The organism is Bacteroides sp. MSK.20.12 (assembly GCF_019052435.1).
GTDB classification, from domain to species: domain Bacteria; phylum Bacteroidota; class Bacteroidia; order Bacteroidales; family Bacteroidaceae; genus Bacteroides; species Bacteroides xylanisolvens.
Window position 1 is genome coordinate 91,138 of record NZ_JAHQVH010000001.1, and the last position, 25,401, is coordinate 116,538.

The window sequence follows — 25,401 nt, forward strand, 5'->3', positions numbered from 1 at the left end:
GATAGCTGTTTTCCATCTTAACGCAAAATTTACCTTGAAGGTTTTATGATATGCTGGTCAAAGATTTTGAAAAAGGGTATTTATCGGGCGGTGATATGGAAACAACCTTGCTTCAATTCATATTTGATGTAGCATTTTTCAGCTTGTCGCAGGTCTCTTAAAACCTCGGACAAGACAAGTTTCAGTGTGTCGGCACTTACATCCTGTAACGGTCTTCCATCCTTGTCTTCTACCTTTTTGAAACGTTTCCAACTGACGTCAAAGGTGGCTCCAAAGCAGTGTGCCGAGTTGGCGGAAGCATTTCCGTTGCGACGGCGGAGGCGTTTCACATCGTTTTCGGTACGCAATACGGAAGTGATGATTACCTGATTCGGATTCAAGCCTTTTGCAGCCAATGAATCGAGAAAGTTGGAACCGATTGTATCGAGCAGTGCACTGGCACGCGGTACGAGATAGGGGATAGAGTGCGTCAATGAATCTACTACATAAAACTCATTGTCAGTAATATGAGTTAGCTTTTCTTTCATATCTTCTGCTGCTTCCCGGTCTGCCAATGGACGAATCCCTATCTTTTTGGCTACTTCCAGATGTGCGTCATTCAAATCAGGGAAAGAACGTTTATAGCTGACGACGCCACGAATATTGCGTGGCTCATTCAGTTTCAGCGACATGTCTTTCTTTTTGCAGCCCGAAGTAAGCGTTGTAAGCCCAATAACTAGTAGAAATAGCGGTAATATGCGAAGCTTATAAATAGTCATTTTATATTTTTTGCTCGCAAATATACGCTATTTTTTTATACGTTCTATGCTTTGCTTTATTTTCTGGCTCATACTTTGGGGCTATTCCAAAATATTCTCTGGTATTTCAGGATAGGTATTTAATATACCTATTATGGTATAATCTGTATTGTCAATTGTTGTTTTTAGTGTGGGTACTATTGTATGTTCGCTTCTGGTAAGAGCTTTTTCTACAAGTTCTTTCCAATCTATATCTAGAAATTTTGATATAAGATTTAGAACGGCATTTGCACTCGTAACTCCATCGTATAGTTCAAATCTTAATTTGTGAGGGGTGGGAGGAACTGTTGCATCGCTGAAATTTCCTTGTTCGTCAGATGCATAGTTTAGTGTTAAATAAGGTATGGCGTATGTAGGAGACGAGTTGCCGGAACCGCTTTCTAACTTGGTGAAAAAATCGTATGTTCCTTTTGCTATTGGAGTACGAGATATTTCGTCTCTAGACTCAATATAACGGAAAAAATAGCAATCTTTAGCTTCATTGTTAATAAGATAAACTACAGTGCCATTAGAAAGTGCCAGATGATTACTTTTTTTTATAGCGTATGCCAAATAACTGTCTGTAATTTTAATTCTTAAATCAACCGTTTCGTTGGTGATATTATCTTTTACTTTCACCTTTGTTTCTCCTTTCTTTTTGGGGGTGATCCTTAAGCTTCCCATTCCTATCGAACTGGATAAATCTACATCTATATTTAAAATGTCAGTTTTTTCTACAGTTACGGTGTAGTCCCTGTTTCCACCTGTGATGGTGATATTGGTTGTTCCTAACAAAGGTCGTTCGTAATACTCTTTTTCGAAGGATAAAGAATATATCTTTTTTTCATCGTTATTTCCACAGCTAAAAAAGATAATTGTATAGAGAAATGACAGTAGTGCTCCAAGTAAATGTTTTGTCTTCATGATTATTCTGTTTTATAGTTTTGCAGGAGAGATATAATCTTATAAGTTCCTGTGTTGATGTTGGAGACAAATATAAAGATTTTATCAATATGTTGAAGTAAATAGTATATTTATTTCCTGTCCTCCAGCTATTTTTATACATTTGTAGCGGTTTATAAAAAATAGGCCACTTTCCCACTAAACATAACACACATGAAAACAGATTTCGATTACAATTCTATGCCCGTTAGCTTCGCTCATTGCTTGAATGGACATTGTTTGCGTGCGGACAAATGTCTGCGACGACAAGTAACTCTCCGAATGCCGAAAGAGCGGGCTGCTGTAATGGTTATTAATCCCGAACATGTCACCTCCGATGGTGAAGACTGTACTTACTTTATTGATGAAAAGCCGGTGTTGTTTGCACGGGGAATGAAACATTTGCTGGACCGGGTGCCGCTTGCTGATGCCACCGTTATCAAGCGACAGATGATAGCCTACTTCGGCAAAACGATCTATTATCGTTGTTGCAATAAAGAACGGTTGATTAAGCCAAAGGAACAAAAGTATATACAAGAACTTTTTCGAAAGAGGGGAGTTACAGAAACGCCTCAATATGATGAATATATCGAATACTATGATCTTGGGTAAGTATATCCGTTAGTCCCGGTAGTTCCATATATTGTGGGAAAGTATTCTCTTATATTATGGGAATTTATTCCCGCAAAATGAGGGAATAAATTCTCTCCAGCTAGGGAATCTTTTCCCACAATATGTGGGACTACCGGGGTCTGTAATACCCTGATAATAGTTGACTACCTTTTTTCTTATCTTCGGGTTGGGTTGACATTTATTATGTAGGTATTATATAGCAGTTCCGGTATGAGAAATGCATGATGAAAGTATGAGAAATACCGGTTTTTTGTGACATTTCAGGCAAAATACTATGAGAAACACCTTTTTGAAAAGTATTTCTCATAGTGTTATTGCTTTGAATTACAGATGATTATCCTATAAAGTATGAGAATATGAGAAATGATTTCGCAAAATCATTTCTAGTGCCCTAAGCGGAGCTGACCGAAATAGGCGACATTCCGGGATTATTGTAACTGTATACAAAGAATGAGCGATATGGCTTCACGACTTATTACATATTTTGTGTAACACATTTTATGTAACATAAAGAACGTAATAAATCCGGAATATTCAAAGAAGATTTATTCGAGTTATATTATAAAAAACAAACGCTGATGAGAACAAGTAATCATTCTTTTCTCATCAGCGTATATTATGTCGGATCACAACTATTTCTTATCTTTTTTCTCGTCAGCTTTTGTTGCAGGCTTTTCTTCCGTTTTGCTTTCCGGATTGATAATACCTTTTACTGTTTCACCGATAGGCAATTTATCCAATACACCGAGACTTGGAGCTACTGTTTTCACCAATGTGTTCAGGAAGTTGCTTGTACCTCCGTTTCCTCCGTCGAAAACAGTGATATTTCCTAAGTTCATGTGTTCGAACGCCTTTACCTGTTCGCCGGCGATTTCCTTCCACTGGTCTACCATCTTATATTGGATAGCGATAGCCGGATTCGATTCAGCCGCTCTTACCATTGCTTCGAAACCTTCCGCTTCCGCAAGTAATGATTTCTTCTTACCTTCCGCTTCGGCTTCCAGTTTCAATTGGATAGCTTTTGCTTCCGCTTCGGCTTGTGCCAAAGTAGCTTTTGCACGGGCTTCCGCTTCGCGGGTAATCTTTTCAGCGATGGCATTTGCCTGAAGGATAGCTTCCTGTCTGGCGATTTCCGCAGGAACAATCTTTTCAGCCTTCAATGAAGATTCCACTTTTCGTGCCTTAGCTTCTTCCACTTCTTTTTGCGCAATTTCGCGTGCAGTCTGTACGGCAGCTTCCGATTTTGCGGCAGCTTCACCAGCTTGCTTGTCGGCATTGGCTTGTGTTACAGCTAGTTCTGCATTGGAAAGAGCCACCTCTTTCTGTGCGTCATTTCGTCCGATGGCAGCTTTCTTGGCAGCTTCTGCCTGTTTGATTTCCATATCCGAGTTTAGTTCGGCAACACGGCTTTCCTTTTCAGTATTTGCCTGCTCGATACGGATGTTCTTTTCAGCTTCAGCCTTTGCTACTTGCGATTCTTTTTCCGCATTGGCGATGGCTACTTGCGAGATTCTGTCCTTATCCGCATTTGCAACAGAGATTTCCTGTTGTTTCTTCGTTTCTGCAATAGCGATATCCTGGTCTTTGCGGGTTTCCGCAACTTTAGTTTCGCGTTCTTTAATCTGATTGGCAATTTTGATAGCACCCAGCTTTTCCTGTTCTTCGATGTTAGCCTGTGCTTCGTTCAGTGCTTTACTTTCAGCTTCCTTACCTAAGTTGACAATGTAGTTGGCAGCGTCGCGAATATCACTGATGTTGATGTTCATCAGATACAAACCGAATTTGCGAAGTTCGGTATCGATGTTATCTTTCACTTTAGCCAGGAACTTATCACGGTCTGAATTTAATTCTTCGATAGTCATATCGGCGATCACCATACGCATCTGACCGTATACAACATCAGTAATTAAGTTCTGCTTGTCATCCATCGTTAAGCCCAGCATACGTTCAGCAGCATTTTGCATCACTTCAGGATCGGTGCTGATAGCTACAGTGATTGTAGTCGGCACATCTACACGAATGTTTTGAGCGGATAGCGCGCCGGTCAGTTTACATTCGATTTGCATTGGTTTCATGGAAAGGAATTCGTATCCTTGGATAATCGGCCATACAAAAGCAGCTCCACCATGATATAGCTTTGCCGATTTCTTATCCCCTCCCGTTTTACCATATACAACGAGGACTTCATCACTCTTACATTTACGGTAACGCGAAAGGATACCAATAAAAGTGAGTAGGATGACTGCCACTAATATAGCAGCCATGATTAACATTTCTTGTGTCATAAAATTGTGTATTTGAATAATTATTGAATGAATAGTGTTCCGTCTTTGTAACTGGTGATAATCGTTCTGTCGCCAGTCTGATATGTTTTTCCGGATTCGGAGATGACGTCTACTTCGCGCATGGCTCCGTCCCGGGTGGTCTGTACAGTATATTTGCTGTCGCTTTGTTTGAAATAGATCACACATTCCCGTCCCACAAGCTGATCGGTTTGCTCGTTGTGGTTCACTTGTTGCAGTTGGTATGCTTTTTTATAGAGGAACCAGACGGCAAAAACAAAGAAAAGACCTACTAGAATACCAATGACGTAACTTTGCATTTCCGTGTTTCCTGCCAGATACATGTACCAGCCGAATCCAATTCCGAAATGGGTAAGTCCTTTAAAAGAAACTACACTACTGATATCAGCATCCATGTCTACATCTGCATCTATATCTCCGAAAAAGATGGATAATACGAATTGGATAAGAAAGATGCCTGTCGTGACGAGGGCGATGATGAGGAAAATGGTACTACTCATAATTGTGGGGTATTAGTAAATCATGATTATTTTGTCCTGTAAATATACAGGTTTATGTGAATTATACAAAGATAAATGAGATAAAATGATTAATTTTGCGCGCGAAAACCCTAAAATGAGGAATTAGCGTGCAAAGGTATTTTATTTATTTGGCTTACGACGGGACCAACTATCATGGTTGGCAAATTCAACCGAATGGGATTAGTGTGCAGGAATGCCTGATGAAAGCATTGTCTACCTTTCTGCGTCGCGAAATAGAAATAATAGGAGCGGGCCGTACGGACGCCGGAGTGCATGCTTCTCTGATGATCGCTCATTTTGACTTCGATGAGCCGTTGGATGAAATATCAGTTGCCGATAAATTAAACCGTTTGTTACCTCCGGACATTTCCGTTTACCGGGTTTGCCGTGTCAATCCGGATGCGCATGCCCGCTTTGATGCGACTGCGCGAACTTACAAGTATTATGTAACGACATCGAAATATCCTTTTAACCGGCAATATCGTTGGCGAGTTTATAATCAGTTGGATTATGCACTTATGAACGAAGCTGCACGTACCCTTTTCGAGTATACTGACTTTACGAGCTTCAGCAAACTTCATACGGATGTAAAGACCAATATCTGCCATATCACTCATGCCGAATGGACGCAGGAAGATGATGCTACTTGGGTGTTTACCATCCGTGCCGACCGTTTCCTGCGAAATATGGTGCGAGCTATCGTAGGTACGCTGATTGAAGTGGGACGAGGGAAACTTACTGTTGAAGGCTTCCGGCGGGTTATCGAACAACAAGACCGTTGCAAAGCCGGAACATCTGCTCCGGGGCAAGCCCTGTTTCTGGTAAATGTGGAATATCCCGAAAGTATATTTGAATAATAAATAATAAATATTCTCATGTGGTTATTATTAGCATTTCTCTCGGCTACTTTGCTGGGTTTTTATGATGTATTCAAGAAGAAATCGTTGAAAGATAATGCGGTACTTCCCGTTTTGTTTCTAAATACATTTTTTTCCAGTCTCATCTTTCTGCCATTTATCTTGATATCCGTATATAAACCGGACTTGTTGGGAGGAACGATATTTAATGTTCCCGTTGTTGGCTGGGAACAGCATAAATATATCATCATCAAGTCGTTCATCGTGTTGTCTTCGTGGATATTCGGATATTTCGGAATGAAACATCTGCCTTTAACCATAGTAGGACCTATCAACGCCACCCGTCCGGTGATGGTGCTTGTGGGAGCGATGCTGGTATTTGGCGAACGGTTGAATCTCTATCAATGGATCGGGGTAATGCTGGCCATTGTTTCTTTCTTTATGTTAAGTCGTTCGGGGAAGAAAGAAGGAATTGATTTTAAGCATAACAAATGGATATTCTTTATCGTGCTGGCTGCCATTACAGGTGCTATCAGCGGATTGTATGATAAATATCTGATGAAATCTCTGAATCCGATGCTGGTACAATCCTGGTATAATGTTTATCAAGTGTTTATTATGTGTCCTATTCTGTTATTGCTTTGGTGGCCTAAAAGAAAGTCTACCACCCCGTTTCGCTGGGACTGGACGATTATCCTGATTTCTATCTTCCTATCGGCTGCCGATTTCGTTTACTTTTACGCATTGAGCTATGACGATTCCATGATTTCCATTGTTTCGATGGTCCGTCGGGGAAGTGTAGTAGTCTCTTTCACTTTCGGTGCACTTCTCTTCCGTGAAAAGAATTTAAAAAGCAAAGCGATTGACCTTATACTGGTGTTAATCGGAATGATATTCTTATATTTGGGGTCTAAAAATTAAAACAGTTACACAAAATCTGTTTGTCGCAGGTTAAATAAGATAGATATGAAAATAAATAAACTTGTAATCACTATATTCTTTTCTGCTGTCGGACTCTTTGCTTCGACCGCTCTTTGGGCACAAGAAGCCAAAACGCTGTTTGTGAATATGCCGGATTCTCTAAGCCCGTTACTAACCAAAGTAAACCGGGAAGATTGTATTGACTTTCTGGAAAGTAAGATGAAAGCGCAAGTAGAGAATCGTTTCGGCAAGAAGTCGGAGATGACTGATCTAAGTAAAGATTATATCCGTATGCAGATGTCTTCTCAATCTACCTGGCAAATGAAAGTGTTGGCTTTGAATGACTCGACGAATGTGATCTGTACAGTCTCTACAGCTTGTGCACCTGCCTGCGACAGCAGCATCCGTTTCTATACAGATGACTGGAAACCGCTTACAGCATCTCTCTTTATTACCCTTCCTGTGATGGGCGACTTTTTGAATACGCCGGATTCAGCAGGTGTTTATGAGTTTGACGAAGCACGCCGTTCGGCAGATATATTATTGATGAAAGCTGATTTTAATAAAGAAAATACAGAATTGACTGTTACATTAGCTACTCCCGACTATATGTCAAAGGAGACGGCAGAGAAACTGAAACCATTTCTCCGTCGTCCTATTGTCTATTATTGGAAGACTGGAGCATTTGTTAAATTGAAAACAGAGGATTAAAAATTGAGAAATAGGGATTATTCAATAATATCCCTGATTAAAGATTTCAAAAAAAGGGGCTGGCTAACAAGTCTCTCATTAATCATTTCACCCGCGCTACAGATAGTTATAGCGCGGGTGATTTTCAATATTTAAAGCTCGCTAGACAGTTCCTTATATTTTTAATTTTGAGAATATCTCAAAATAGCTGCACCACAGCGTAGCTTATTTTTCAATTTAACAAGCATTCGTTGATAAATGCGATCATTTCCGGTGTGTTGGCTTCCACACTTTGAAGCAGTTTGAATTGTGCTTTAGTACGAACCAAATTATGCTCCGGATATTTGATTTTATAATAAGTATCTCCATTGATATAGTCTGCCAAGAACCGTACACACTGCATGTATGGGAATAAAGCGGCTGCATAAGGGAGATTCTCTATCTCAATTGGAGTCAGGAATGATTTGGCTCCTTTCAGATAGCCTTTGGTAAACGCTTTGAATATTTCCATATTGAAGTTTACACGATCAAGGTCTTTATCATCCTCATCACCCGTGTTGGCGCCTGTACGAAGGAAATCGCCATAATCGGAGAAGACAAAGCTGGGCATTACCGTATCCAGGTCGATGACACAAAGCACTTTGCCATCCTCGTCGAACATCATGTTATTCACTTTCGTATCGCAGTGGCAAACACGTTTGGGGAGTTTTCCTTCACGATATAAACGTTCTGCTTTACACATTTCATCTGCACGCTTCTCTATTTCGTCCAGATAGTATTTCACTTCCGATACCCGTCCGGCAGCATCTTTCGCAACAGCTTCACGCAATTGTTTGAGGCGGAACTCCATATTGTGGAAGTCAGGTATGGTTTCACCCAATGTTTCCGGAATATCGGCCAGCATAGCCTGGAAGTTACCAAAAGCTTCTCCAGCATAATTTGAATATTCGGGATTCACCGTCTCATACGTTTTGGCGCGTGGGATGAATACCATCACACGCCAGTAGCTATCACCGTCGAACCAATATGCTTTACCCTCTTCTGTTTCGAGGAAACTCAAAACCTTGCGCTCTATATCCGATTCTCCTGCCTCCGTTAGTTTCTTGCGAATATGATTGGTGACAGCGGTAATATTGGATTGAAGCATCTCTACATTCTGAAAAATGGCATGATTGATGCGTTGCAAAACGTAGTCGGGAGCATCTGCTTCTTTGGTGTTTACTTTGTAAGTGTCGTTAATAAGTCCTGTACCCAAAGGTTTGATTTCTTCTATCGTACCTTGGACTTTAAAATTAGCTACAATGCTAGATAAATCTTTCATGGGTTTTTTCTTTAAAAATTTATACTAAGGTTATCGATAATCGTATTTAGCCGCCTCGTTGGCCTGATTAGCCGAGCGAACAGGTACTAATGTGAATCCCCAATGGTAATCACGATTGGCAGGGATTTGGTGGAAAGGTTCCGGGCGTGCACCCCAACTGTCATATCCGCCTACACCTTGTTGCTTCATGTCCACACAAACCTCTACGAAATCTCTTGGAACGATGTCATTAACATGATGCATTCTCCGCAATACATTACGGGCGGCATTCTCATCATGATTGGCTACTTCTTCCGGGCTAAAGTTATTCCATTGGTAAGGGTGGGGCAGAGCCTCTTCAGAGTCAAAGTCTTCGATAGAGTTGCGCAAGGCATTGAAACCGATCGTACTGTCGGCTACTAAAACCAGGCCGTTTCCTTTGACGGGAGATAAAGCGATCCAACGGGTATCGGTGTGATGTCCGTTTTCCTGTGGACGTACATAGTTGAAGTACATTTTATCTGCTGTTGTCTTATATACGCCAACGAGGGTTCCATGATTACGGTCGATATAGTTCTCTTCCGGACCACGGCCAAAGTATTGTACATTGTTCATCTGTGCCGGCAAGCGGAAACGAACACCGATACGGGGAACTTCCAGTTTGGAAGCGGCCTTGCGGGCAGCGTCACTTCCGGGAGTAAACGTAGCCATGCGGGTAGCTTCAGAAACTTCAGTTTCTGTTGCCTGCATATCTGTTGACGTGAATTTGGCATTTACATTGACTACTCCGTTCGGATAGATTTTGTATGTGACAACATACAAGTTGCCGGCAGCCAATAAGTAGGTCACATGTAAGGAAACTACCTTATTCTCTGTTGTCATGGTTGCATCCGTTACGTGGAAGTTTTTGCTTGATTGCTTCCATACCTGTAAACGTTTAGGAGCGCCATTACCATAATCATTATCATTAGGAGCACGCCAGAAGTTAGGCTGAATACCAAATCCGTCTTTGAAATATTCTGTGCCGTCCACTTTATACGAGGTAACTAATCCGCTATTCTTGTTGAATACAAAATTCACTTTGGAAGAAGAAACGATTAGCTCATCTCCTTGAGTCGTTGTTTTCAGTGCCGGACCGTTTGCTTTATAAATAGCTTTCTCTGCCTGGATAGGAAGCTGGAACTGGTCGTATGCTATTTCATATCCTGTTGGAATCAACGGTTCAGGTTCTGTGGTTGTCACGCTGAAGTTTACAAAATATTCCACTCCCGGTTGGGCTTTCAAGCCGTTTACCGGTACGGTGAATTCTTTGGATGCCTGCGGAGCAATATCCAAAGATATTTTTCCACCTTTTATAGTCTTTCCGTTAGCGAGTACGTTATAGTGAATCTGATACTTTTTCAGATTGGTGAAATAGAAACGGTTGGTGATTTTGAATATACCGGCAGCGGCATCTACTGCCTCAAAGCCTACATTCTGATGTACATATTTCACTTCAGCCATTGCCGGATGCGGACCACGATCCGGATTGACAAGACCGTTGCAGAGGAAGTTGCCATCGCTCGGCGCGTCTACACCGAAGTCACCTCCGTAAGCCCAGTATTCTCTTCCATTCTCATCTTTCTGGAGAAGACCTTGGTCTACCCAGTCCCAGATATATCCACCCTGTAGGTTCGGATATTTGTAAATCGCCTGCCATTGTCCCCACAGGTTTCCGGTGGAGTTTCCCATTGCGTGCGCATATTCGGAAGGAGCTACAGGACGGTCGCTGCCGTTCTTTCCTGTATTTTCCAGCCAGTCGGCACCCGGATATTGCGGAACATACATATCGGAGTTCCATTCCCATTGAGCACGCTCATAGTTGACAGGGCGATTCATCAGCTCTTTGTCAGCCTCTTTCAGCCACAAGTAAGTCTGATAGAAATTATATCCGTTTCCGGCTTCATTTCCCAACGACCAGAAGGTGACGCTCGGATAGTTCTTGTTGCGTTCGAACATATTGATGGTACGGTCCATGTGTGGTTTCAGCCATTCGGGGTTGTTACCCAATGAACCGCCCTTTCGAAGATCGTAATACATTCCGTGGCTTTCGACATTGGCTTCATCATATACATAAAGACCGTATTCATCGCAAAGTTCGTAGAAACGGCGGTCTTGCGGATAGTGGCAAAGGCGTACGCTGTTCAGGTTATGTTGCTTCATAAGCTCGAAGTCACGACGCATCAACTCTTCTGTTACATAATGACCTGTTGACGGGTTGTGTTCGTGGATATTTACCCCTTTCAGTTTCAGTGGCTGACCATTGATGAACAGGCAAACGTATGGTTTTCCGTTAGCAGCTTTTTGTTCGATAGGTTTGATTTCAATACGGCGGAATCCTACATTAAAAGGAATAATCTCATTTATTTTGCCATTCTCTTTGACGGTCATCAGCAGTTTGTACAGATTCGGATGTTCGGATGTCCATGTATTGACATCTGCCAGTTTCTGATCGAAAGAAAGTGTACGTACTTCGTCCGATGGGATATAGGCGGTCTTCTCTTCAGTAGAGATTACTTTTCCCTGTGCATTCAATAGCTCATAAACTAATGTGAGATTAGTTGCTGCCTTCTCGTGATTTCTCAAATCGACATTCAAGCTGAAGATTCCATTCTTGTAGCTGTCATCCAGGGTAGACTTCACCCGGAAATCTTTGAGGGCTGCTTTAGGTTGTGAATACAGATAAACATCGCGTTCAATACCGCTCATGCGCCAGAAGTCCTGACATTCCAGATAGGAACCAGTGCTCCAACGGAAGATTTTAACGGTAAGCACGTTTTTGCCGGGCTTCACATAGTTGTTAATAAGAAACTCTGCCGGATTTTTGGAGTCTTCGCTATATCCAACTTCTTGCCCGTTGATATATACATATACGCCGGACTTGGCTCCTGCCAGATGCAGGTAGATATCCCGTCCGTCCCAATCTGTCGGAATATCGATATCCCGACGGTAAACTCCCACCGGATTCGCTTCGGGAAGAGCCGGAGGTTGCGGATTGCGCGGCTTGAATTCATAACCATGATTGGTGTAGATGGCTATTCCGTGTCCTTGTACTTCCCAGTTACCGGGTACCTGAATATCATTCCACGAATCTGTATTCGTATTCGGGTCAGTAATGTTGTCGGGAAGCTTTTTGTAAGAGTCTACAAAGTAGAATTTCCAGGTTCCGTTCAGCAAGCGGTAATACTTGCTTCGTTCGAACTTGCCACTCAAGGCATCAGCGCGATTGTTGTATGTCATAAAAGAAGTGCGTGGATACTCTTTGTTGACTTCAACTACCTGCACATCCTGCCAATAGGGTTTCACGGCTTTTTCAGCCATTACATTAAATGTTGTCAGGGAAAATATTCCCATGAAAATGCCTGTTAATAAATTGGGGGTTGGTCGAAATTTCATGTTTCTCAATATTGGTTTTTCATTTCTTTTTTATTTTACTTTGATATGATCGAATCCTTCTCCATAAACTCCGATGACAGCACTTTGTGACACAAATGCATTCGGGTCTATATCTTTAATCAACCGGAAGATGATAGGCGATTCCCTCTTCTTGGCTAATACGAACATCATCTTTACTTCTCGTCCTGTATAAAAGCCGGTTGCATTGATAATCGTAACTCCCCGGTGTGGATATTCGTTGATATGCCGTCCTATTTCTTCATATTTATTGGATATGATAAAGAACTGTACGGATTGGCGGGCACTATTCACTACCTGGTCGAGAACGAAGCTACAAATATAAAGAGTTACAAACCCATACACCACTTTTTCCCAGTCTTTTAAGACAAAATAACTGGAAGAAATAATAATCATATCGCAGATGAGTACTACTCTTCCTAATGTGATGTCCCGGTATTTGTTGATGATGGCTGCGATAATATCCGTGCCTCCTGTGCTTCCGTTTGCCGAAAAAGCAACCCCTATACCACCTCCACAGAAGGATGCTCCAATGACACATGCCATAAAGGGCTGGTCGTGAAGGAGTCCGAAACCTGCTGTCAGCTTTTGAATGACGGACAGAAAGAAGGTGAGGGTAAATACTCCAAAAATAGTTTTAATGCAAAACTTCATCCCCAGCAATTTGAGGGCCAGTAGCAATAAAAAGAAGTTGATGCTGAAGTACGTATACTGTACGGGAAAACCCGTAGCCCAATATACAATAGAAGCAATACCCGGTACTCCCCCGGTAGTGATATCGTTCGGAAGTAGAAAAACGGTCCAACCGATGCCATACAAAATCATGCCGATGGCAATCATTACATAATCTCTGGCTTCACGGATAATGCTTTGCTTAGAAGGTTTTGGAATAGCTGTTTTCATAAAAGTGATTATGATAATCTATAAAATGTTCAAACACGAACCCATGAATAATCCGGCTTTGGGGGAGAAGCCGGATTGGTTCATTATGTTCGTGCTAAAAGGATATATTCAGTTTTATTTTGCAAAAGCGTGACGATAGCCTTGTACTTTATTCCATCCGCCACGAGTGAAATCGGGGACTTCTACCGGAGCAGAATTGTTTTCGATGGAAAGTCTGGTAAGTTCGGCCATGCAACACCACTCTGCCAGGTCATAAACGTCCATATCTAATGGTAATCCATTTTGCAGGCAATATGCCAGACGGTAGTCCATGATAAAGTCCATACCACCGTGGCCGCCTACTTTCTTGGCAGTTTCTTCCAACTCTATGTGAATCGGATCTTTATATTTGTCCATCAAGGCTTTCTTTACATTTTCGGATACAGAGCCATGTGCATTCAGATTTTCATGATTAGGCACATCTTTAGAATCAACTTGTGTAGGTCGCAGGCAATATTCTTCTATCGGATATTTGCTTGCATAACCGTCGGCTCCCACTATCTGGTACATGCGGCTGTATGGGCGGGGTGTCATTACATTGTGCTGGATCAGCATCGTTTTGCCATTTTCTGTGCGAATCAAGGTCGAAGTCTGGTCACCATTCTGGAAATCGGTCACTTCTTCTCCTGTTTGTTTCTTAATGTAAGCCGGTCCGTTGACAGCTTTCGTATCCATAGATACCAATGTTTTCATACGGTCGCCACGGTGGATGTTAAGTACCTGACAAGCGGGGCCCATACCGTGAGTCGCATATACGTCACCGCGATGCAGGTGATTATAATCCATTCGCCAGTTGTTCCAGTATTCAGGCCAGAAATCTTCCAGGTTGTGGATATATGAACCTTCTACATGAAGCACTTCTCCGAATACGCCCTGTTGTGCCATATTTAAAGAAGTCAGTTCAAAGAAGTCATATACACAGTTTTCGAGCTGCATACAATGCTTGCGGGTCTTTTCAGAAGTGTTGATTAACTGCCAGATTTCATCCAATGTCATAGCGGCAGGAACTTCGATGGCTACATGCTTGCCATGTTCCATGGCATAGACACCCATTGCAGCATGATGCTTCCAGTCTGTAGCTATGTATACAAGATCAATATCATCCCGTTCGCAAAGTTTTTTCCATGCATCTTCCTCTCCGCTGTAAGAAGCAGCTGCAGGGAGTCCGGCATTCTTCAAAATTTCTTGTGATTTTTCAACACGTTCGGGAAGCAGGTCGCATAACGCTACAATCTTAGTTCCCGGAATATGAGTCCAGCGTGCTACGGCGCCGGGACCACGCATTCCTAAGCCGATGAAACCGACACGTACGGTATCAATTTTAGGAGTAACGAGTTGGATTACATCTTCTTGTCCGGCAGGGCGGGCAGGAGTTTCTACTTTGATAGGAGTAAAGGCTTCCGGAGCCTTTGGTTGTTGAGTACAACTGGTGTGCCAAGTTAACAAAGCCAAGCCGATAGCAGTGGCTGTGAGTAGTTTCTTCATCATATTTTAAGTTTTTAATAGGGGTTATTCGCTGTTTTTCATTTACGTGTCAAAAATAGTAATTAATTAGCCAACTATTTATATTTATAACTGATATTTTCATCATAAACTTCTATTATGAGGTAGAAAATGATTCAAACTTTTTCTACCTGATTTTGTATAGTCTTGTGTATCGACAAATACATATAAAAGACAGGCCATTAGAAGGTCTTTCCTAAAAAGAAGTGGTCTTTTTAAAATTGCTTAACGTTTACTACTTTTGTTTTGATTAACTACATAAGCCGGTAATCCATTATAGTTCATTTCTGTACGGAAATGAGCTAAATGATAATTTTGCGGAGTGCCCTGAAAGGGCTTAATTATATAGCGTAGGGCAACGCCCTACGTAAAAACGACAATCTGAATTTGCGCCCTGAAAGGGCATAATTGTATACAGTTCCGCCCTTTCAGGGCTTGTGGCTGGTGTGTTTTTTTCGTAGGGCGTTGCCCTACGCTATATAATTAAGCCCTTTCAGGGCACCCCAATAAATATATAATTGTAAGGCTTTCAGCCTAACTGCAAAATTCCCATTTTAACCGCTAAATTCCCATTTAATTAAGAACAGCATAGAAACGAGTTAAACGGTGCGCTAATGAATGGGTCAAGGGTGAGGGGTGGTGAGGGTAGATTTATAACTTTCGTATTTTTTTTTATAGATAAAAAAGGAGATAGTATAGAAAATAATAAAATAAAAGGTTATAAATCTACCCTCACCACCCCTCACCTTTGACCCATATTTTATAATAAAAAGATAACGGGGAATCTTAAAAACTCAATCATCTTTTTCAGATTTACCACAATGTTTCCAGAATACTTCATTATTTTATTCAAAACTGCATAGTTTGGAATAAATTGCCACTAATGATTTTATTAGTTATTTTTAAGCAATCGTTTACCTATTGATAGTTATTTCATTGCCTAAGTAGTTTTCGTTTGACTATAGTCAAGCGATAGTTCAACATATGTCAAGCGTTCGTTCAACAACTGTCAAACGATAACTCGTTAGGCAATTGAAAGAATAATATAAGCAAGAGAAAGAAATAAAAGCTGCATATTGACGAGTTATTGTCAGCGGTAGTATCTTGGGATCATTTCCGTACCGGAATGAATTAATTTTTAGGGATATGCCGTTTTCAGACTGAGCCGAGCCCTGAGCCGCCGCCGTTTCATAATCTTAGCGGTCTAAAGTAAAACAAAAAAAAGAGAATCTAATTTCTCAGATTCTCTTTGGAGAGCGGAAGACGGGGCTCAAACCCGCGACCCTCAGCTTGGAAGGCTAATGCTCTATCAACTGAGCTACTTCCGCAATTTTTGTGGGCAAAGATGGATTCGAACCACCGAAGTCGAAAGACAGCAGATTTACAGTCTGCCCCATTTGGCCACTCTGGTATTTGCCCTTTTTTTGCTTTTGAGGAGGTTTGTTTCTCAATTGCGGTGCAAAGATACAACTATTTATTTAAACTCCAAACAAAATCGATCATTTTTATTGCAGTAATTGCACATTCGTCTCCTTTGTTACCCAGTTTGCCACCGGCACGATCCTCTGCTTGCTCCATTGTATTTGTGGTAATTAATCCGTAAATAACTGGTATATCGCCAGTTGCGTTTAATTCGGTAATTCCTTGGGTTGCTCCCATGCAAACATAATCAAAATGTGGGGTATCTCCTTTAATTACGCAACCAATTGCAATAATTGCATCAAGATCGCAATTTTCCATCATTTGGTTGGCTCCAAAAGTAAGTTCGAAACTTCCCGGTACAGTTTTCACCAGAATATTTTCGTCTTTTGCTCCATGTTTTTTTAATGTATCGACTGCGCCTTTCAGTAAAGCACCGGTAATATTGAAATTCCATTCGGATACGACGATACCAAATTTCATTGCTTCTGCATTCGGAACGGAATTGAAATCATATTCGGATAAGTTATGGTAAGCTGTTGCCATAGTTAATTAAAAGTTGAGAATTATAAAATGAAGATTTGAGAGTATGAGAGATTTAAGAAGAAAGGCACGGATTTCACGGATTCCACGGTTTTAATAGATAGTCCGCTTAATCCGGTGTAATCCGTGCCTCGATTTCCTTATATAATAGATGGTATATTATTTTTTCATCAATTTAGCTTGCTCGATATATTTGTCGATGTCCATAGCCTGATAAGATTGGAAATATTTATCCTTGATCTTAGTGTAAGCGTTTACAGCATCGTCATATTTTCCCTGTTTTACCAGGATTTCACCAGCTTGTATCAGGAAGATCGGGCTTAATGTGTTGTTGTCAGCTTTGTCTGCTGCCGACAATAAAGTAGAAGCCGCTTTGTCTAATTGGCCAAGTTGTGCGTAGCAGTTACCTGCAGCACCCAAAATTGCCGGAGCAACCATTTGGTCTTTTCCATTGAAGCTGTCCAGCATCTTCACTGCTTCTTCATATTTGCCAAGTTGTGCGTAGCAAATACCAGCATAAGCTTTTGCCAAATTGGCAGCTTTTGTTCCGCTGTAGTCATCAGCAACTTTCAGGAAACCTGTATAACCGATGCTGTCACCGTTCAAAGCCTGTTCAAAAGCATCCTGTTCAAAGTATTCCTGTCCTTTGAAAAGAGCTGCCTGTGCTTTTTCTTCACGTGGTTCAGCATAGAGGTTTTTGTACATGATAAAACCTGCTACAATAATAATCACAGCAACAACACCGCCAATAATTGCGTTTTTGTACTTGATAAGAAATGCTTCCGATTGTGTCAGTGCATCTTCTACGTTCAGATGTTCGTTCTGATTCTTTTGTTCTGCCATTTTATATGATTCTTTTTGTTATTATTCACAGTTTGATATTTCGACTCGCAAAAGTAGTTTTTTTATATCTACAAACGAAATTTAGAAGCATCTTTTTTTGTTTTACACCCGAAAACCACGAAAATCTTGCTACTTTTGTGAACAAATTAACGTGTACACAATGATACTGAAACGAATATCCATATTAAACTATAAGAATCTGGAAGAGGTAGAACTGGGATTCTCTGCTAAGCTGAATTGTTTTTTCGGACTGAATGGAATGGGAAAGACGAATTTGCTGGATGCGGTGTATTTCTTGTCTTTCTGTAAGAGCTCCGGAAACCCGATTGATTCTCAAAATATTCGTCATGAACAAGACTTTTTCGTGATTCAGGGCTTTTATGAAGCGGAGGACGGAACTCCTGAAGAGATTTATTGTGGGATGAAACGCCGTTCGAAGAAACAATTTAAGCGGAATAAGAAAGAATATAGCCGTTTTTCGGACCACATCGGTTTTCTGCCTTTGGTGATGGTTTCACCTGCCGATTCCGAATTGATAGCCGGGGGAAGTGAGGAGCGTCGTCGGTTTATGGATGTAGTGATTTCGCAGTATGATAAGGAATATCTTGAAGCGCTGATACGGTATAATAAAGCATTGGCGCAGCGTAACACATTGTTGAAGAGTGAGTTTCCGGTGGAGGAGGAGCTGTTTCTTGTATGGGAGGAGATGATGGCGCAAGCCGGTGCAATCGTATTCCAGAAACGTGAAGCGTTTATCCGGGAGTTTATTCCTATTTTCCAATCTTTCTATTCCTTTATCTCGCAGGATAAAGAGGTGGTGGGATTATCTTATGAGTCTCATGCGCGGGATGCTTCTTTGTTGGAAGTGTTGAAGCAAAGCAGGGAGAGGGATAAGATAATGGGATTCTCTTTGCGTGGGATTCATAAAGATGAGTTGAATATGTTGTTGGGTGAATTCCCGATAAAGAAAGAAGGTTCGCAGGGACAGAACAAAACGTATCTGGTAGCATTGAAACTGGCACAGTTTGATTTCTTGAAGCGTACCGGCCGGACTGTTCCTTTATTATTATTAGATGATATTTTCGATAAGTTGGATGCTTCCCGTGTAGAGCAAATAGTGAAGCTGGTGGCTGGAGACAATTTCGGGCAGATATTTATAACGGACACGAACCGGGGACATCTCGACCGTATTTTACATAAGGTAGGCAGCGATTATAAAATATTTCGTGTAGAAGAGGGCACAATTCAAGAAACGGAGGCTGATAATGAAGCGCAATGATGCCGAACAAATAGGAAAACTGATTCAACAGTTTCTTCGTCAGGAGAGTTTGGAATCTCCGCTGAACGAACAAAGACTGCTGGATGCCTGGCCTCAAATCTTGGGACCGGCGGCGGCTTATACCAGCAATCTTTATATTCGTAATCAGACATTATATGTGCATCTGACTTCCGCAGCTCTTCGTCAGGAATTGATGATGGGGCGTGAGGTATTGGTGCGCACGCTGAATCAGAGAGTCGGAGCTACCGTAATTACAAATATTATTTTTCGTTGAAGAAAGATATTCTGTCTATAACCTTTATACCTAGCTTCCGGAGTGTTTCGGTTGCACGGTTGTAATAAAAAGGGTTTTCCAAATATTGATTGTTATGGGCGTCTACGCCGATGATAGCGGTGCAACCTTCATGGGCGGCTATTTTCCAGAAATCCGGATGAGGAATGCTAGTAATACCATGAATATCATTGTACTCTTCATATCCGATATTATATTCCAACGGTAAGTTTAACCGTACTGCCGTCCGGCAGATATGTCTGCTGATTAGCTTACAATGACGATCGAACTCGGGGTAAGAACGCATAAATAAATCCGGATGGGCAAGGTAGGCAAATAGTCCGCTTTCCATTCCTTCAATAGCACTCTCTTCATAGAGTTCGAGCATGTCTACCGAATCTGTATTCCGGCCGAAGTAGGGGAACTTCTCATCTGTGTGAAAATGGTGATTTCCAAAGATGATATAGTCCAGTTTATATTCTTTGATGATTCCTTTTAACCAGTGTATGTATTCAGGAAAGTATTCGCATTCCAATCCTATTTTTATGTTGATTTGATTTTTATATTTTTCTTGCAGCGAACGGATACTTTCCACATATCCCGGTAACTCTTCGGGAAGCATCCGGATGTCGGATATATAATCAGTGTGATATTTCCACGGAGTGTGGTCAGAAAAGCCTAATTCTTGATAGCCGCCTTTGATGGCACTTAAAACAAATTCTTCGTCACTCCCTGTCGCATGATGGCAGCGGGTGGTGTGGGTGTGATAATTCGTCTTCATTGATTGTTATGATTATATCCATGCGGATGTCGAATGATTCCGCCGGAACTTCTTCTACTAATTGAAATGGGAAACAGATTCCTGCTTTATAGGCTGATGGTATGCGTGGCAGGAGACGGTCATAATATCCTTTTCCCCGCCCCAAACGGTTACCTTTAGCATCGAAAGCTACTCCGGGAACGACGATGAACTCTATGGCTGCATAGTCTGTGAATATTTCTCCGGTTGGTTCTGCTATACCGTAGATGCCGCTGATTGACATGTTTTCCGGTCCGGTGTATATCCGTAGTTCTAAATCATCGCCTACTACTACAGGGAGTAGAATCCGTTTTTCGCTACTCCATTTTTGAATAAAGGCATGTGTATCTACTTCGTCATTCAGCGAATGGTATAGTAATACAGTATTTGCCGCCCTGAAAGCCGGATGGGCTTCAAGGGCGGCAAGTATATTAGCTGATTGCAGCTTTCGCATAGTTGAATCCGCGTGTTGGGTCTTCAGTAATGCTATACGCTTGCGCAGTTCTTTTTTTCTTTCCATCTTTTTTGTCCTTTGTCACTTCTTCCTCTTCAACGGCTACCGGAGCTTTTGGGAAAGCTTCTCCTTTTTCGAGTATCTCAATGCCTTTAATGACGGTAGCATCTGTCTTGTTAAAATATTGAAGATAAGCTTCCAGTCCAAGCATATTGTAGATGATGTTACCAAAGAGGTTCTTCTCCAAAAGTTTGTATGACTTCTGAATGAGGATATTTCTTCTTTTCACTCCTTTGCTGTCGGCAAAACGGACAAACTGTTCTACCAATCCCTGATGACGAAGGTAATTCAGCAATTCTTCCTCTGTTTCATATTGGCTAAGTTTCTTCCGGTTATTGTCGGTGTACTGGAAAGCGAACTGGGTATTCACTCCCCGGCTAATAACTGTTGAAAGGTAGGAAGTGACTCCCGTAGTGTCTTGTGGTACGAATATATCCGGCATGATGCCACCACCACCATATACGGTACGTCCCAAACTGGTATTATATCGTTCACTTTCATTTAGCTTGATGCTGTCGCGAGAGAAGAATTCTCCATGTTCGTAACGGTTATAAATATCTAACTCGTAGTTGCGGTCTTTACCACTTTCGTATGGGCGTTGGATACAACGTCCGGATGGAGTGTAGTAGCGGGCGATTGTCAGACGAATAGCCGAACCATCACTGAAATCGATAGGCTGTTGCACAAGTCCCTTACCGAAAGAACGGCGTCCTACAACTGTTCCCCGGTCATTATCCTGGATAGCTCCAGTGAAGATTTCACTGGCAGAAGCAGAACTTTCGTTAATCAATACGACAAGTGGCATTTTCTGACAACTACCTGTACCGTTAGCATATTCTTCAGCACGTGGATATTTACGGCCTTGAGTATATACGATCAGCTTGCCTTCAGGTAGGAATTCATTTACCATGCGGATGGCAGCTTCCATATATCCTCCGGTATTATCGCGCAGGTCAATGATCAGACCTTTACATTTTTTATGGTTGAGTTGCGCTAATGCATTGAGCAATTCTACATGGCTGGTACGTCCGAATTTGCTGACTTTCACGTAACCGATGTCATCGTTTAGCATATAAGCTGCATCAACGGTATTTTGAGGAATGTCTCCACGGGTAATGTTGAAATGCAATAAGTCTTTTTCTCCTGTTCGTTTGATACCTAATTTCACTTGTGAACCTTTCGGGCCTTTCAGAGTGCGCATAGCCCGTTCGTTGGTTACTTTCTTACCGACAAACAAACTGTCGTCCACGGTAACAATACGGTCGCCCGCCATCAATCCTATCTTTTCAGAAGGGCCACCCTGAACGACTGCATTCACATGAATGGTGTCGTTCTGTATAGTAAACTGGATACCGATCCCGCTAAAGCTACCTTCCAGTTCCGAGTTGACTTCTTCGAGATTTTGGGCTGGGATATAAGTTGAATGTGGATCTAATTCGGCCAGAATTTGCGGCATGGCTTTTTCCACTAAATCGGTCATGTTTACGGTGTCGACATATTGATCGTCTACAATGCGTAACAATGCGTTTAGCTTATTGGAGGAACCGTTGATAATACCCAAACGGTTGCCGGCAAAATGCTTGGCATAAAATGTACCGATAAGAATCCCGACTACCACGCTGACTGCTATGATGACAGGTGTAAAACGTGAAGAGTTTTTTGTACTCATGTCTATTCCTTTTTTTTAACGTTCGTCTTCTTATATATTCGGAGAGGAATGGTTATCTAATTCTGTGTAGATAACTTCGATTCCCGCCCGTTTTAATAACTCAATTCCATCTTCCAGGCGGTAATGTTCGGAGTAAACTACCCGTTTGATCCCTGCCTGTATGATTAACTTTGCACATTCGATGCAAGGAGAGGCGGTGACGTACATGGTAGCACCGTCGCTACTGTTGTTTGAACGTGCTATTTTGGTAATGGCATTTGCTTCCGCATGCAGAACGTATGGTTTTGTCAGATTGTTTTCATCTTCGCATACATTCTCAAAACCGGAAGGCGTTCCGTTATATCCATCGGAGATAATCATTTTATCTTTAACAATTAAAGCTCCTACTTTACGGCGTTGGCAATAGGAATTTTCAGCCCATATACTGGCCATGCGTATATAACGTTTGTCAAGTTCTAATTGTTTCTTTTCAGTGTCCATGTTGTTTACTATTTATTACTAACTACCCGGAAAACCATACGGAAAGTTTGTTTATCGGGTGCCGGTTTGTATAAAAGGTATAAGTTGTTACTGTCTCCTTCGTAAGATGTGGCTGCATTAAGTCCCTCTATAAAATTTTTGGCGAGTTTGTCGTTACCATAATTACCTGCAGTGGTAACAGTAGCTTTAAAGCTGTTGTTTTTGGCATTGGCACTCCATTTCCCCTCAAAAGTGCTGGTTGCAATGACAGTTCCTTTTATATTTCCGTTCATAACATCTCCATCTACTGTACCATCAAATACGATGTTGTATGTACCATTCTTATTAAGCTCTTTGATACTTGCTTTTTCTTGTTCCTCATTCTCCCAAAAGCCAAACATCTCATGACCTCCATCCACAGTGATATAATTTAGTTTCCACGTTTTTCCTGTAAAGATAGCGGCTACATCGTCCGAATCATTACACCCTGAAAATAAAGGAAGCAATAGTAATAATCCTACTATTTTATAGATATTCTTCTTCATACGGTTATGTTTAATACTTAATACCTTATACTTAATACTTATTTCTTTATTCCATTTCTGATTAATAAAGCATCAATACTTGGTTCCTGTCCGCGGAAACGTTTATAAAGTACCATTGGATGTTCCGTTCCTCCTTTCGACAAGATATTATTGCGGAACGAGTCTGCAACTTCCTGATTGAATATTCCTTTTTGCTTGAACAATGAGAAAGCGTCAGCATCCAGTACTTCCGCCCATTTATAACTATAGTATCCGGCAGCATATCCACCAGCAAAGATATGGGAGAACTGCGTACTCATGCAAGCTTCCGGCACAACCGGCAATATTTGTGCATCCTTCCAGGCTTCCTGTTCATAAGCTTTCACGTCTCCTTCAAAAGGAGTGTCGCGAGTATACCACGCCATATCGAGTAAACCGAAACTTAGTTGTCGCAGACAAGCATAGGCAATATTAAAATTAGAAGCATCTACAAGACGTTTTATTAATTCATCCGGTAAAACTTCTCCTGTCTGATAATGACGGGCAAATGTATTGAGGAAATCTTTCTCTATGGCGAAGTTCTCCATAATCTGCGAAGGAAGCTCCACAAAGTCCCAATATACATTGGTTCCGCTTAAACTTCTGTAAGTGGAATTGGCAAACATACCATGCAGGCTATGTCCGAACTCATGCAAGAATGTTTCTACTTCATTGAATGTTAATAAAGCAGGCTTATTCTCGGTTGGCTTGGTAAAGTTCATCACAACGGATACATGCGGACGGCTGTTTTCGCCAGTCTTTTTATCTATCCATTGGTCTTTGTAACTCGTCATCCAAGCTCCGGCGCGCTTACCTAAACGCGGGTGGAAGTCAGTATATAAGACGGCTAAGAATTTTCCGTCTTTATCAAACACTTCAAAGGCTTCCACTTCTTTATGGTAAACCGGAATTTCTGTATTTTTCCGGAAAGTAATTCCATATAACTTTTCAGCTAGTCCAAACACTCCTTTCTTCACTTGTTCCAATTCAAAGTAAGGACGGAGCATTTCTTCATTGATATTGAATTTTTTGTCTTTCAGTTTGTTTGAGTAATAACTCCAGTCCCAAGGCATTACAACGAAATCATCTCCCTGCTCTTCGCGGGCCAGTTCTTGAATTTCTTTGTATTCTTGTTGTGCGGTAGGAGCGTATGCTTCCAGCAGTTGGTTGAGCAGCTTGTATACAGACTCACTGTTTTCAGCCATTCTTTTCTTTAGCGTATATTCCGCATAATCTTTGTATCCCAATAGCTGGGCTATTTTCATACGTGTATTGGCTATATTTTTTACGATATCGATATTATTGAATTCGTTATCGTGCGTACATTTTGTATTGTAAGCCATATACAATTTCTGGCGTAAATCACGATTGTCGGAATACGTCATGAAAGGAACGTAGCTTGGAGCATGAAGCGTGAACGCCCATCCTTCTTTTTCTTCGCTCTTGGCTGTTTCAGCAGCAGCTTCTATGATAATTTCGGGTAATCCGGCGAGACTTTCCTTTTTTGTCAACAGCATCTGATAGGCATTTGTTTCTTTCAGGTTGTTTTCACTGAAAGTAAGCGTCAGTTTACTCAACTCGTTAGTCAGGCGGCGGTACTCTTCCCGCGCTTCTCCTTCCAAATTGGCACCATGACGAACAAAACTGTTGTATGCATTTTCCAGTAACTGTTTTTGTTCCTGTGTCAGTTGCAAAGTCTCTTTTTGGTTATACACTTCCTTCACACGTGCGAATAGCTTTTCGTTCAGTGTGATATTATTGCTGTGTTCACTAAGCAACGGCATAATCTTTTGAGCGAGTTCTTGTAGATCGTCATTCGTTTCTGCGCTCAACATATTACCGAAGACGGCAACTACTTTGTCCAGTAATTCCCCTGACTCTTCGAAAGCTTCTATTGTATTGGTGAAATCAGCCTTTTCCGGATTCTGTATGATAGCTTCTATTTCAGCATTTTGCAACCTGATTCCTTCCAGAATAGCAGGTTCATAATGTTCTGTTTCAATCCGGTCAAACGGCACGGTTTCGTGTGGCGTATGGTATTGCCCGTAGAAAGGATTCTGGGCATTTGTTATATTGTTCATAGTGCAAACTAGTATCAATGTTATTAATAATCTCTCCATAGAGGTACAAAGCTACTAAAATTGTAGCTTATTCAACGGATAACACGTTGCTTTTTAACAATATATAAAATGAAATGTATA

The 25,401-nt window shown here is 41.4% G+C and carries 22 protein-coding genes and 2 tRNA genes; 6 read left to right on the forward strand and 18 right to left on the reverse strand.

Annotated elements, in window-relative coordinates:
• Positions 1–80: 80 nt before the first annotated feature.
• Together KTR06_RS00310 and KTR06_RS00315 are read right to left on the reverse strand one after the other, a co-directional pair.
• Positions 81–758, reverse strand: coding sequence for a DUF5715 family protein (locus tag KTR06_RS00310; RefSeq protein ID WP_008020814.1), 678 nt, complete (start codon positions 756–758; stop codon positions 81–83).
• Between the two features lie 81 nt (positions 759–839).
• Complete coding sequence (locus KTR06_RS00315) at positions 840–1,700, reverse strand: hypothetical protein (RefSeq protein WP_217289838.1); 861 nt, start codon at positions 1,698–1,700, stop codon at positions 840–842.
• 192 nt (positions 1,701–1,892) lie between these two features.
• Here KTR06_RS00315 and KTR06_RS00320 point away from each other — a divergent pair, with 192 nt between their 5' ends.
• Positions 1,893–2,330, forward strand: a complete 438-nt coding sequence (locus KTR06_RS00320; RefSeq protein ID WP_008020821.1) for a DUF6078 family protein — start codon at positions 1,893–1,895, stop codon at positions 2,328–2,330.
• A 653-nt stretch (positions 2,331–2,983) separates the two neighbouring features.
• Here the strand turns inward: KTR06_RS00320 and KTR06_RS00325 are convergent.
• Both KTR06_RS00325 and KTR06_RS00330 read right to left on the reverse strand, forming a co-directional pair.
• Complete coding sequence (locus KTR06_RS00325; protein ID WP_120070520.1) at positions 2,984–4,636, reverse strand: flotillin family protein; 1,653 nt, start codon at positions 4,634–4,636, stop codon at positions 2,984–2,986.
• 20 nt (positions 4,637–4,656) lie between these two features.
• Complete coding sequence (locus KTR06_RS00330; RefSeq protein ID WP_120070524.1) at positions 4,657–5,154, reverse strand: hypothetical protein; 498 nt, start codon at positions 5,152–5,154, stop codon at positions 4,657–4,659.
• Between the two features lie 128 nt (positions 5,155–5,282).
• Here KTR06_RS00330 and truA point away from each other — a divergent pair, with 128 nt between their 5' ends.
• The 3 genes from truA to KTR06_RS00345 are packed head-to-tail and all read left to right on the forward strand — an operon-like array spanning position 5,283 to position 7,664.
• Positions 5,283–6,032 (forward strand): tRNA pseudouridine(38-40) synthase TruA, encoded by a 750-nt coding sequence (truA, locus tag KTR06_RS00335; RefSeq protein WP_120070527.1) that lies wholly within the window; start codon positions 5,283–5,285, stop codon positions 6,030–6,032.
• Between the two features lie 18 nt (positions 6,033–6,050).
• Positions 6,051–6,953 carry a DMT family transporter gene (locus KTR06_RS00340; RefSeq protein ID WP_008020829.1) on the forward strand — a complete coding sequence of 301 codons (903 nt, stop codon included), beginning with the start codon at positions 6,051–6,053 and terminating at the stop codon, positions 6,951–6,953.
• Positions 6,954–6,998: 45 nt separating this feature from the next.
• The gene (locus KTR06_RS00345) at positions 6,999–7,664 is read left to right on the forward strand and encodes a DUF3256 family protein (protein ID WP_120070530.1); all 666 of its coding nucleotides are present in this window, start codon (positions 6,999–7,001) and stop codon (positions 7,662–7,664) included.
• Between the two features lie 211 nt (positions 7,665–7,875).
• Here the strand turns inward: KTR06_RS00345 and KTR06_RS00350 are convergent, their stop codons facing one another.
• The 8 genes from KTR06_RS00350 to KTR06_RS00385 all read right to left on the reverse strand — a co-directional run bounded on the left by KTR06_RS00350 (position 7,876) and on the right by KTR06_RS00385 (position 17,646).
• A complete protein-coding gene (locus tag KTR06_RS00350; protein WP_120070533.1) occupies positions 7,876–8,964 on the reverse strand; it encodes a phosphotransferase enzyme family protein in 1,089 nt (362 codons plus the stop codon).
• Between the two features lie 30 nt (positions 8,965–8,994).
• A complete protein-coding gene (locus KTR06_RS00355) occupies positions 8,995–12,336 on the reverse strand; it encodes a glycoside hydrolase family 2 TIM barrel-domain containing protein (RefSeq protein ID WP_217289839.1) in 3,342 nt (1,113 codons plus the stop codon).
• A gap of 72 nt (positions 12,337–12,408) precedes the next feature.
• Positions 12,409–13,299 (reverse strand): YitT family protein, encoded by an 891-nt coding sequence (locus KTR06_RS00360; RefSeq protein ID WP_004312663.1) that lies wholly within the window; start codon positions 13,297–13,299, stop codon positions 12,409–12,411.
• Positions 13,300–13,413: 114 nt separating this feature from the next.
• The gene (locus KTR06_RS00365; protein ID WP_087318806.1) at positions 13,414–14,823 is read right to left on the reverse strand and encodes a Gfo/Idh/MocA family protein; all 1,410 of its coding nucleotides are present in this window, start codon (positions 14,821–14,823) and stop codon (positions 13,414–13,416) included.
• A gap of 1,273 nt (positions 14,824–16,096) precedes the next feature.
• Positions 16,097–16,169: transfer RNA gene (locus KTR06_RS00370), tRNA-Gly, on the reverse strand.
• Between the two features lie 8 nt (positions 16,170–16,177).
• Positions 16,178–16,260: transfer RNA gene (locus KTR06_RS00375), tRNA-Tyr, on the reverse strand.
• A gap of 51 nt (positions 16,261–16,311) precedes the next feature.
• Complete coding sequence (gene ribH, locus KTR06_RS00380; protein ID WP_004301766.1) at positions 16,312–16,806, reverse strand: 6,7-dimethyl-8-ribityllumazine synthase; 495 nt, start codon at positions 16,804–16,806, stop codon at positions 16,312–16,314.
• A 156-nt stretch (positions 16,807–16,962) separates the two neighbouring features.
• Positions 16,963–17,646 (reverse strand): tetratricopeptide repeat protein, encoded by a 684-nt coding sequence (locus tag KTR06_RS00385; RefSeq protein WP_004301767.1) that lies wholly within the window; start codon positions 17,644–17,646, stop codon positions 16,963–16,965.
• 160 nt (positions 17,647–17,806) lie between these two features.
• Here KTR06_RS00385 and KTR06_RS00390 point away from each other — a divergent pair, with 160 nt between their 5' ends.
• On the forward strand, positions 17,807–18,925 hold the full coding sequence (locus tag KTR06_RS00390) for a DNA replication/repair protein RecF (RefSeq protein ID WP_032855812.1): 1,119 nt from the start codon (positions 17,807–17,809) through the stop codon (positions 18,923–18,925).
• On the forward strand, positions 18,912–19,199 hold the full coding sequence (locus KTR06_RS00395; RefSeq protein ID WP_004301769.1) for a DUF721 domain-containing protein: 288 nt from the start codon (positions 18,912–18,914) through the stop codon (positions 19,197–19,199). Before KTR06_RS00390 ends, KTR06_RS00395 begins: the two co-directional genes overlap by 14 nt.
• Here KTR06_RS00395 and KTR06_RS00400 read toward each other — a convergent pair.
• The 6 genes from KTR06_RS00400 to KTR06_RS00425 are packed head-to-tail and all read right to left on the reverse strand — an operon-like array spanning position 19,186 to position 25,281.
• Positions 19,186–19,977: a histidinol-phosphatase gene (locus tag KTR06_RS00400; RefSeq protein ID WP_120071014.1), complete on the reverse strand. Its 792-nt coding sequence runs from the start codon at positions 19,975–19,977 to the stop codon at positions 19,186–19,188. The genes KTR06_RS00395 and KTR06_RS00400 overlap by 14 nt on opposite strands.
• Complete coding sequence (locus KTR06_RS00405; RefSeq protein WP_004320888.1) at positions 19,922–20,449, reverse strand: 5-formyltetrahydrofolate cyclo-ligase; 528 nt, start codon at positions 20,447–20,449, stop codon at positions 19,922–19,924. Before KTR06_RS00405 ends, KTR06_RS00400 begins: the two co-directional genes overlap by 56 nt.
• On the reverse strand, positions 20,427–22,178 hold the full coding sequence (locus KTR06_RS00410; protein ID WP_120071017.1) for a S41 family peptidase: 1,752 nt from the start codon (positions 22,176–22,178) through the stop codon (positions 20,427–20,429). The genes KTR06_RS00405 and KTR06_RS00410 overlap by 23 nt, the downstream gene beginning before the upstream one ends.
• Before the next feature lie 30 nt (positions 22,179–22,208).
• Positions 22,209–22,658 (reverse strand): dCMP deaminase family protein, encoded by a 450-nt coding sequence (locus KTR06_RS00415; protein ID WP_118194540.1) that lies wholly within the window; start codon positions 22,656–22,658, stop codon positions 22,209–22,211.
• Positions 22,659–22,666: 8 nt separating this feature from the next.
• A complete protein-coding gene (locus tag KTR06_RS00420) occupies positions 22,667–23,182 on the reverse strand; it encodes a DUF4847 family protein (protein ID WP_074708566.1) in 516 nt (171 codons plus the stop codon).
• Positions 23,183–23,220: 38 nt separating this feature from the next.
• Complete coding sequence (locus KTR06_RS00425; RefSeq protein ID WP_217289840.1) at positions 23,221–25,281, reverse strand: M3 family metallopeptidase; 2,061 nt, start codon at positions 25,279–25,281, stop codon at positions 23,221–23,223.
• Between the last annotated feature and the right edge of the window lie 120 nt (positions 25,282–25,401).

Coding starts and splice junctions, on each gene's coding strand:
- KTR06_RS00315 (WP_217289838.1), bottom strand. CDS start 1,700: ATGAAGACAAAACATTTACTTGGAGCACTACTGTCATTTCTCTATACA.
- KTR06_RS00330 (WP_120070524.1), bottom strand. CDS start 5,154: ATGAGTAGTACCATTTTCCTCATCATCGCCCTCGTCACGACAGGCATC.
- KTR06_RS00340 (WP_008020829.1), top strand. CDS start 6,051: ATGTGGTTATTATTAGCATTTCTCTCGGCTACTTTGCTGGGTTTTTAT.
- KTR06_RS00420 (WP_074708566.1), bottom strand. CDS start 23,182: ATGAAGAAGAATATCTATAAAATAGTAGGATTATTACTATTGCTTCCT.
- KTR06_RS00395 (WP_004301769.1), top strand. CDS start 18,912: ATGAAGCGCAATGATGCCGAACAAATAGGAAAACTGATTCAACAGTTT.
- KTR06_RS00310 (WP_008020814.1), bottom strand. CDS start 758: ATGACTATTTATAAGCTTCGCATATTACCGCTATTTCTACTAGTTATT.
- KTR06_RS00400 (WP_120071014.1), bottom strand. CDS start 19,977: ATGAAGACGAATTATCACACCCACACCACCCGCTGCCATCATGCGACA.
- KTR06_RS00385 (WP_004301767.1), bottom strand. CDS start 17,646: ATGGCAGAACAAAAGAATCAGAACGAACATCTGAACGTAGAAGATGCA.
- KTR06_RS00425 (WP_217289840.1), bottom strand. CDS start 25,281: ATGAACAATATAACAAATGCCCAGAATCCTTTCTACGGGCAATACCAT.
- KTR06_RS00320 (WP_008020821.1), top strand. CDS start 1,893: ATGAAAACAGATTTCGATTACAATTCTATGCCCGTTAGCTTCGCTCAT.
- KTR06_RS00390 (WP_032855812.1), top strand. CDS start 17,807: ATGATACTGAAACGAATATCCATATTAAACTATAAGAATCTGGAAGAG.
- KTR06_RS00360 (WP_004312663.1), bottom strand. CDS start 13,299: ATGAAAACAGCTATTCCAAAACCTTCTAAGCAAAGCATTATCCGTGAA.
- KTR06_RS00355 (WP_217289839.1), bottom strand. CDS start 12,336: ATGGGAATATTTTCCCTGACAACATTTAATGTAATGGCTGAAAAAGCC.
- KTR06_RS00415 (WP_118194540.1), bottom strand. CDS start 22,658: ATGGACACTGAAAAGAAACAATTAGAACTTGACAAACGTTATATACGC.
- KTR06_RS00365 (WP_087318806.1), bottom strand. CDS start 14,823: ATGAAGAAACTACTCACAGCCACTGCTATCGGCTTGGCTTTGTTAACT.
- KTR06_RS00325 (WP_120070520.1), bottom strand. CDS start 4,636: ATGACACAAGAAATGTTAATCATGGCTGCTATATTAGTGGCAGTCATC.
- KTR06_RS00345 (WP_120070530.1), top strand. CDS start 6,999: ATGAAAATAAATAAACTTGTAATCACTATATTCTTTTCTGCTGTCGGA.
- ribH (WP_004301766.1), bottom strand. CDS start 16,806: ATGGCAACAGCTTACCATAACTTATCCGAATATGATTTCAATTCCGTT.
- KTR06_RS00405 (WP_004320888.1), bottom strand. CDS start 20,449: ATGCGAAAGCTGCAATCAGCTAATATACTTGCCGCCCTTGAAGCCCAT.
- KTR06_RS00350 (WP_120070533.1), bottom strand. CDS start 8,964: ATGAAAGATTTATCTAGCATTGTAGCTAATTTTAAAGTCCAAGGTACG.
- KTR06_RS00410 (WP_120071017.1), bottom strand. CDS start 22,178: ATGAGTACAAAAAACTCTTCACGTTTTACACCTGTCATCATAGCAGTC.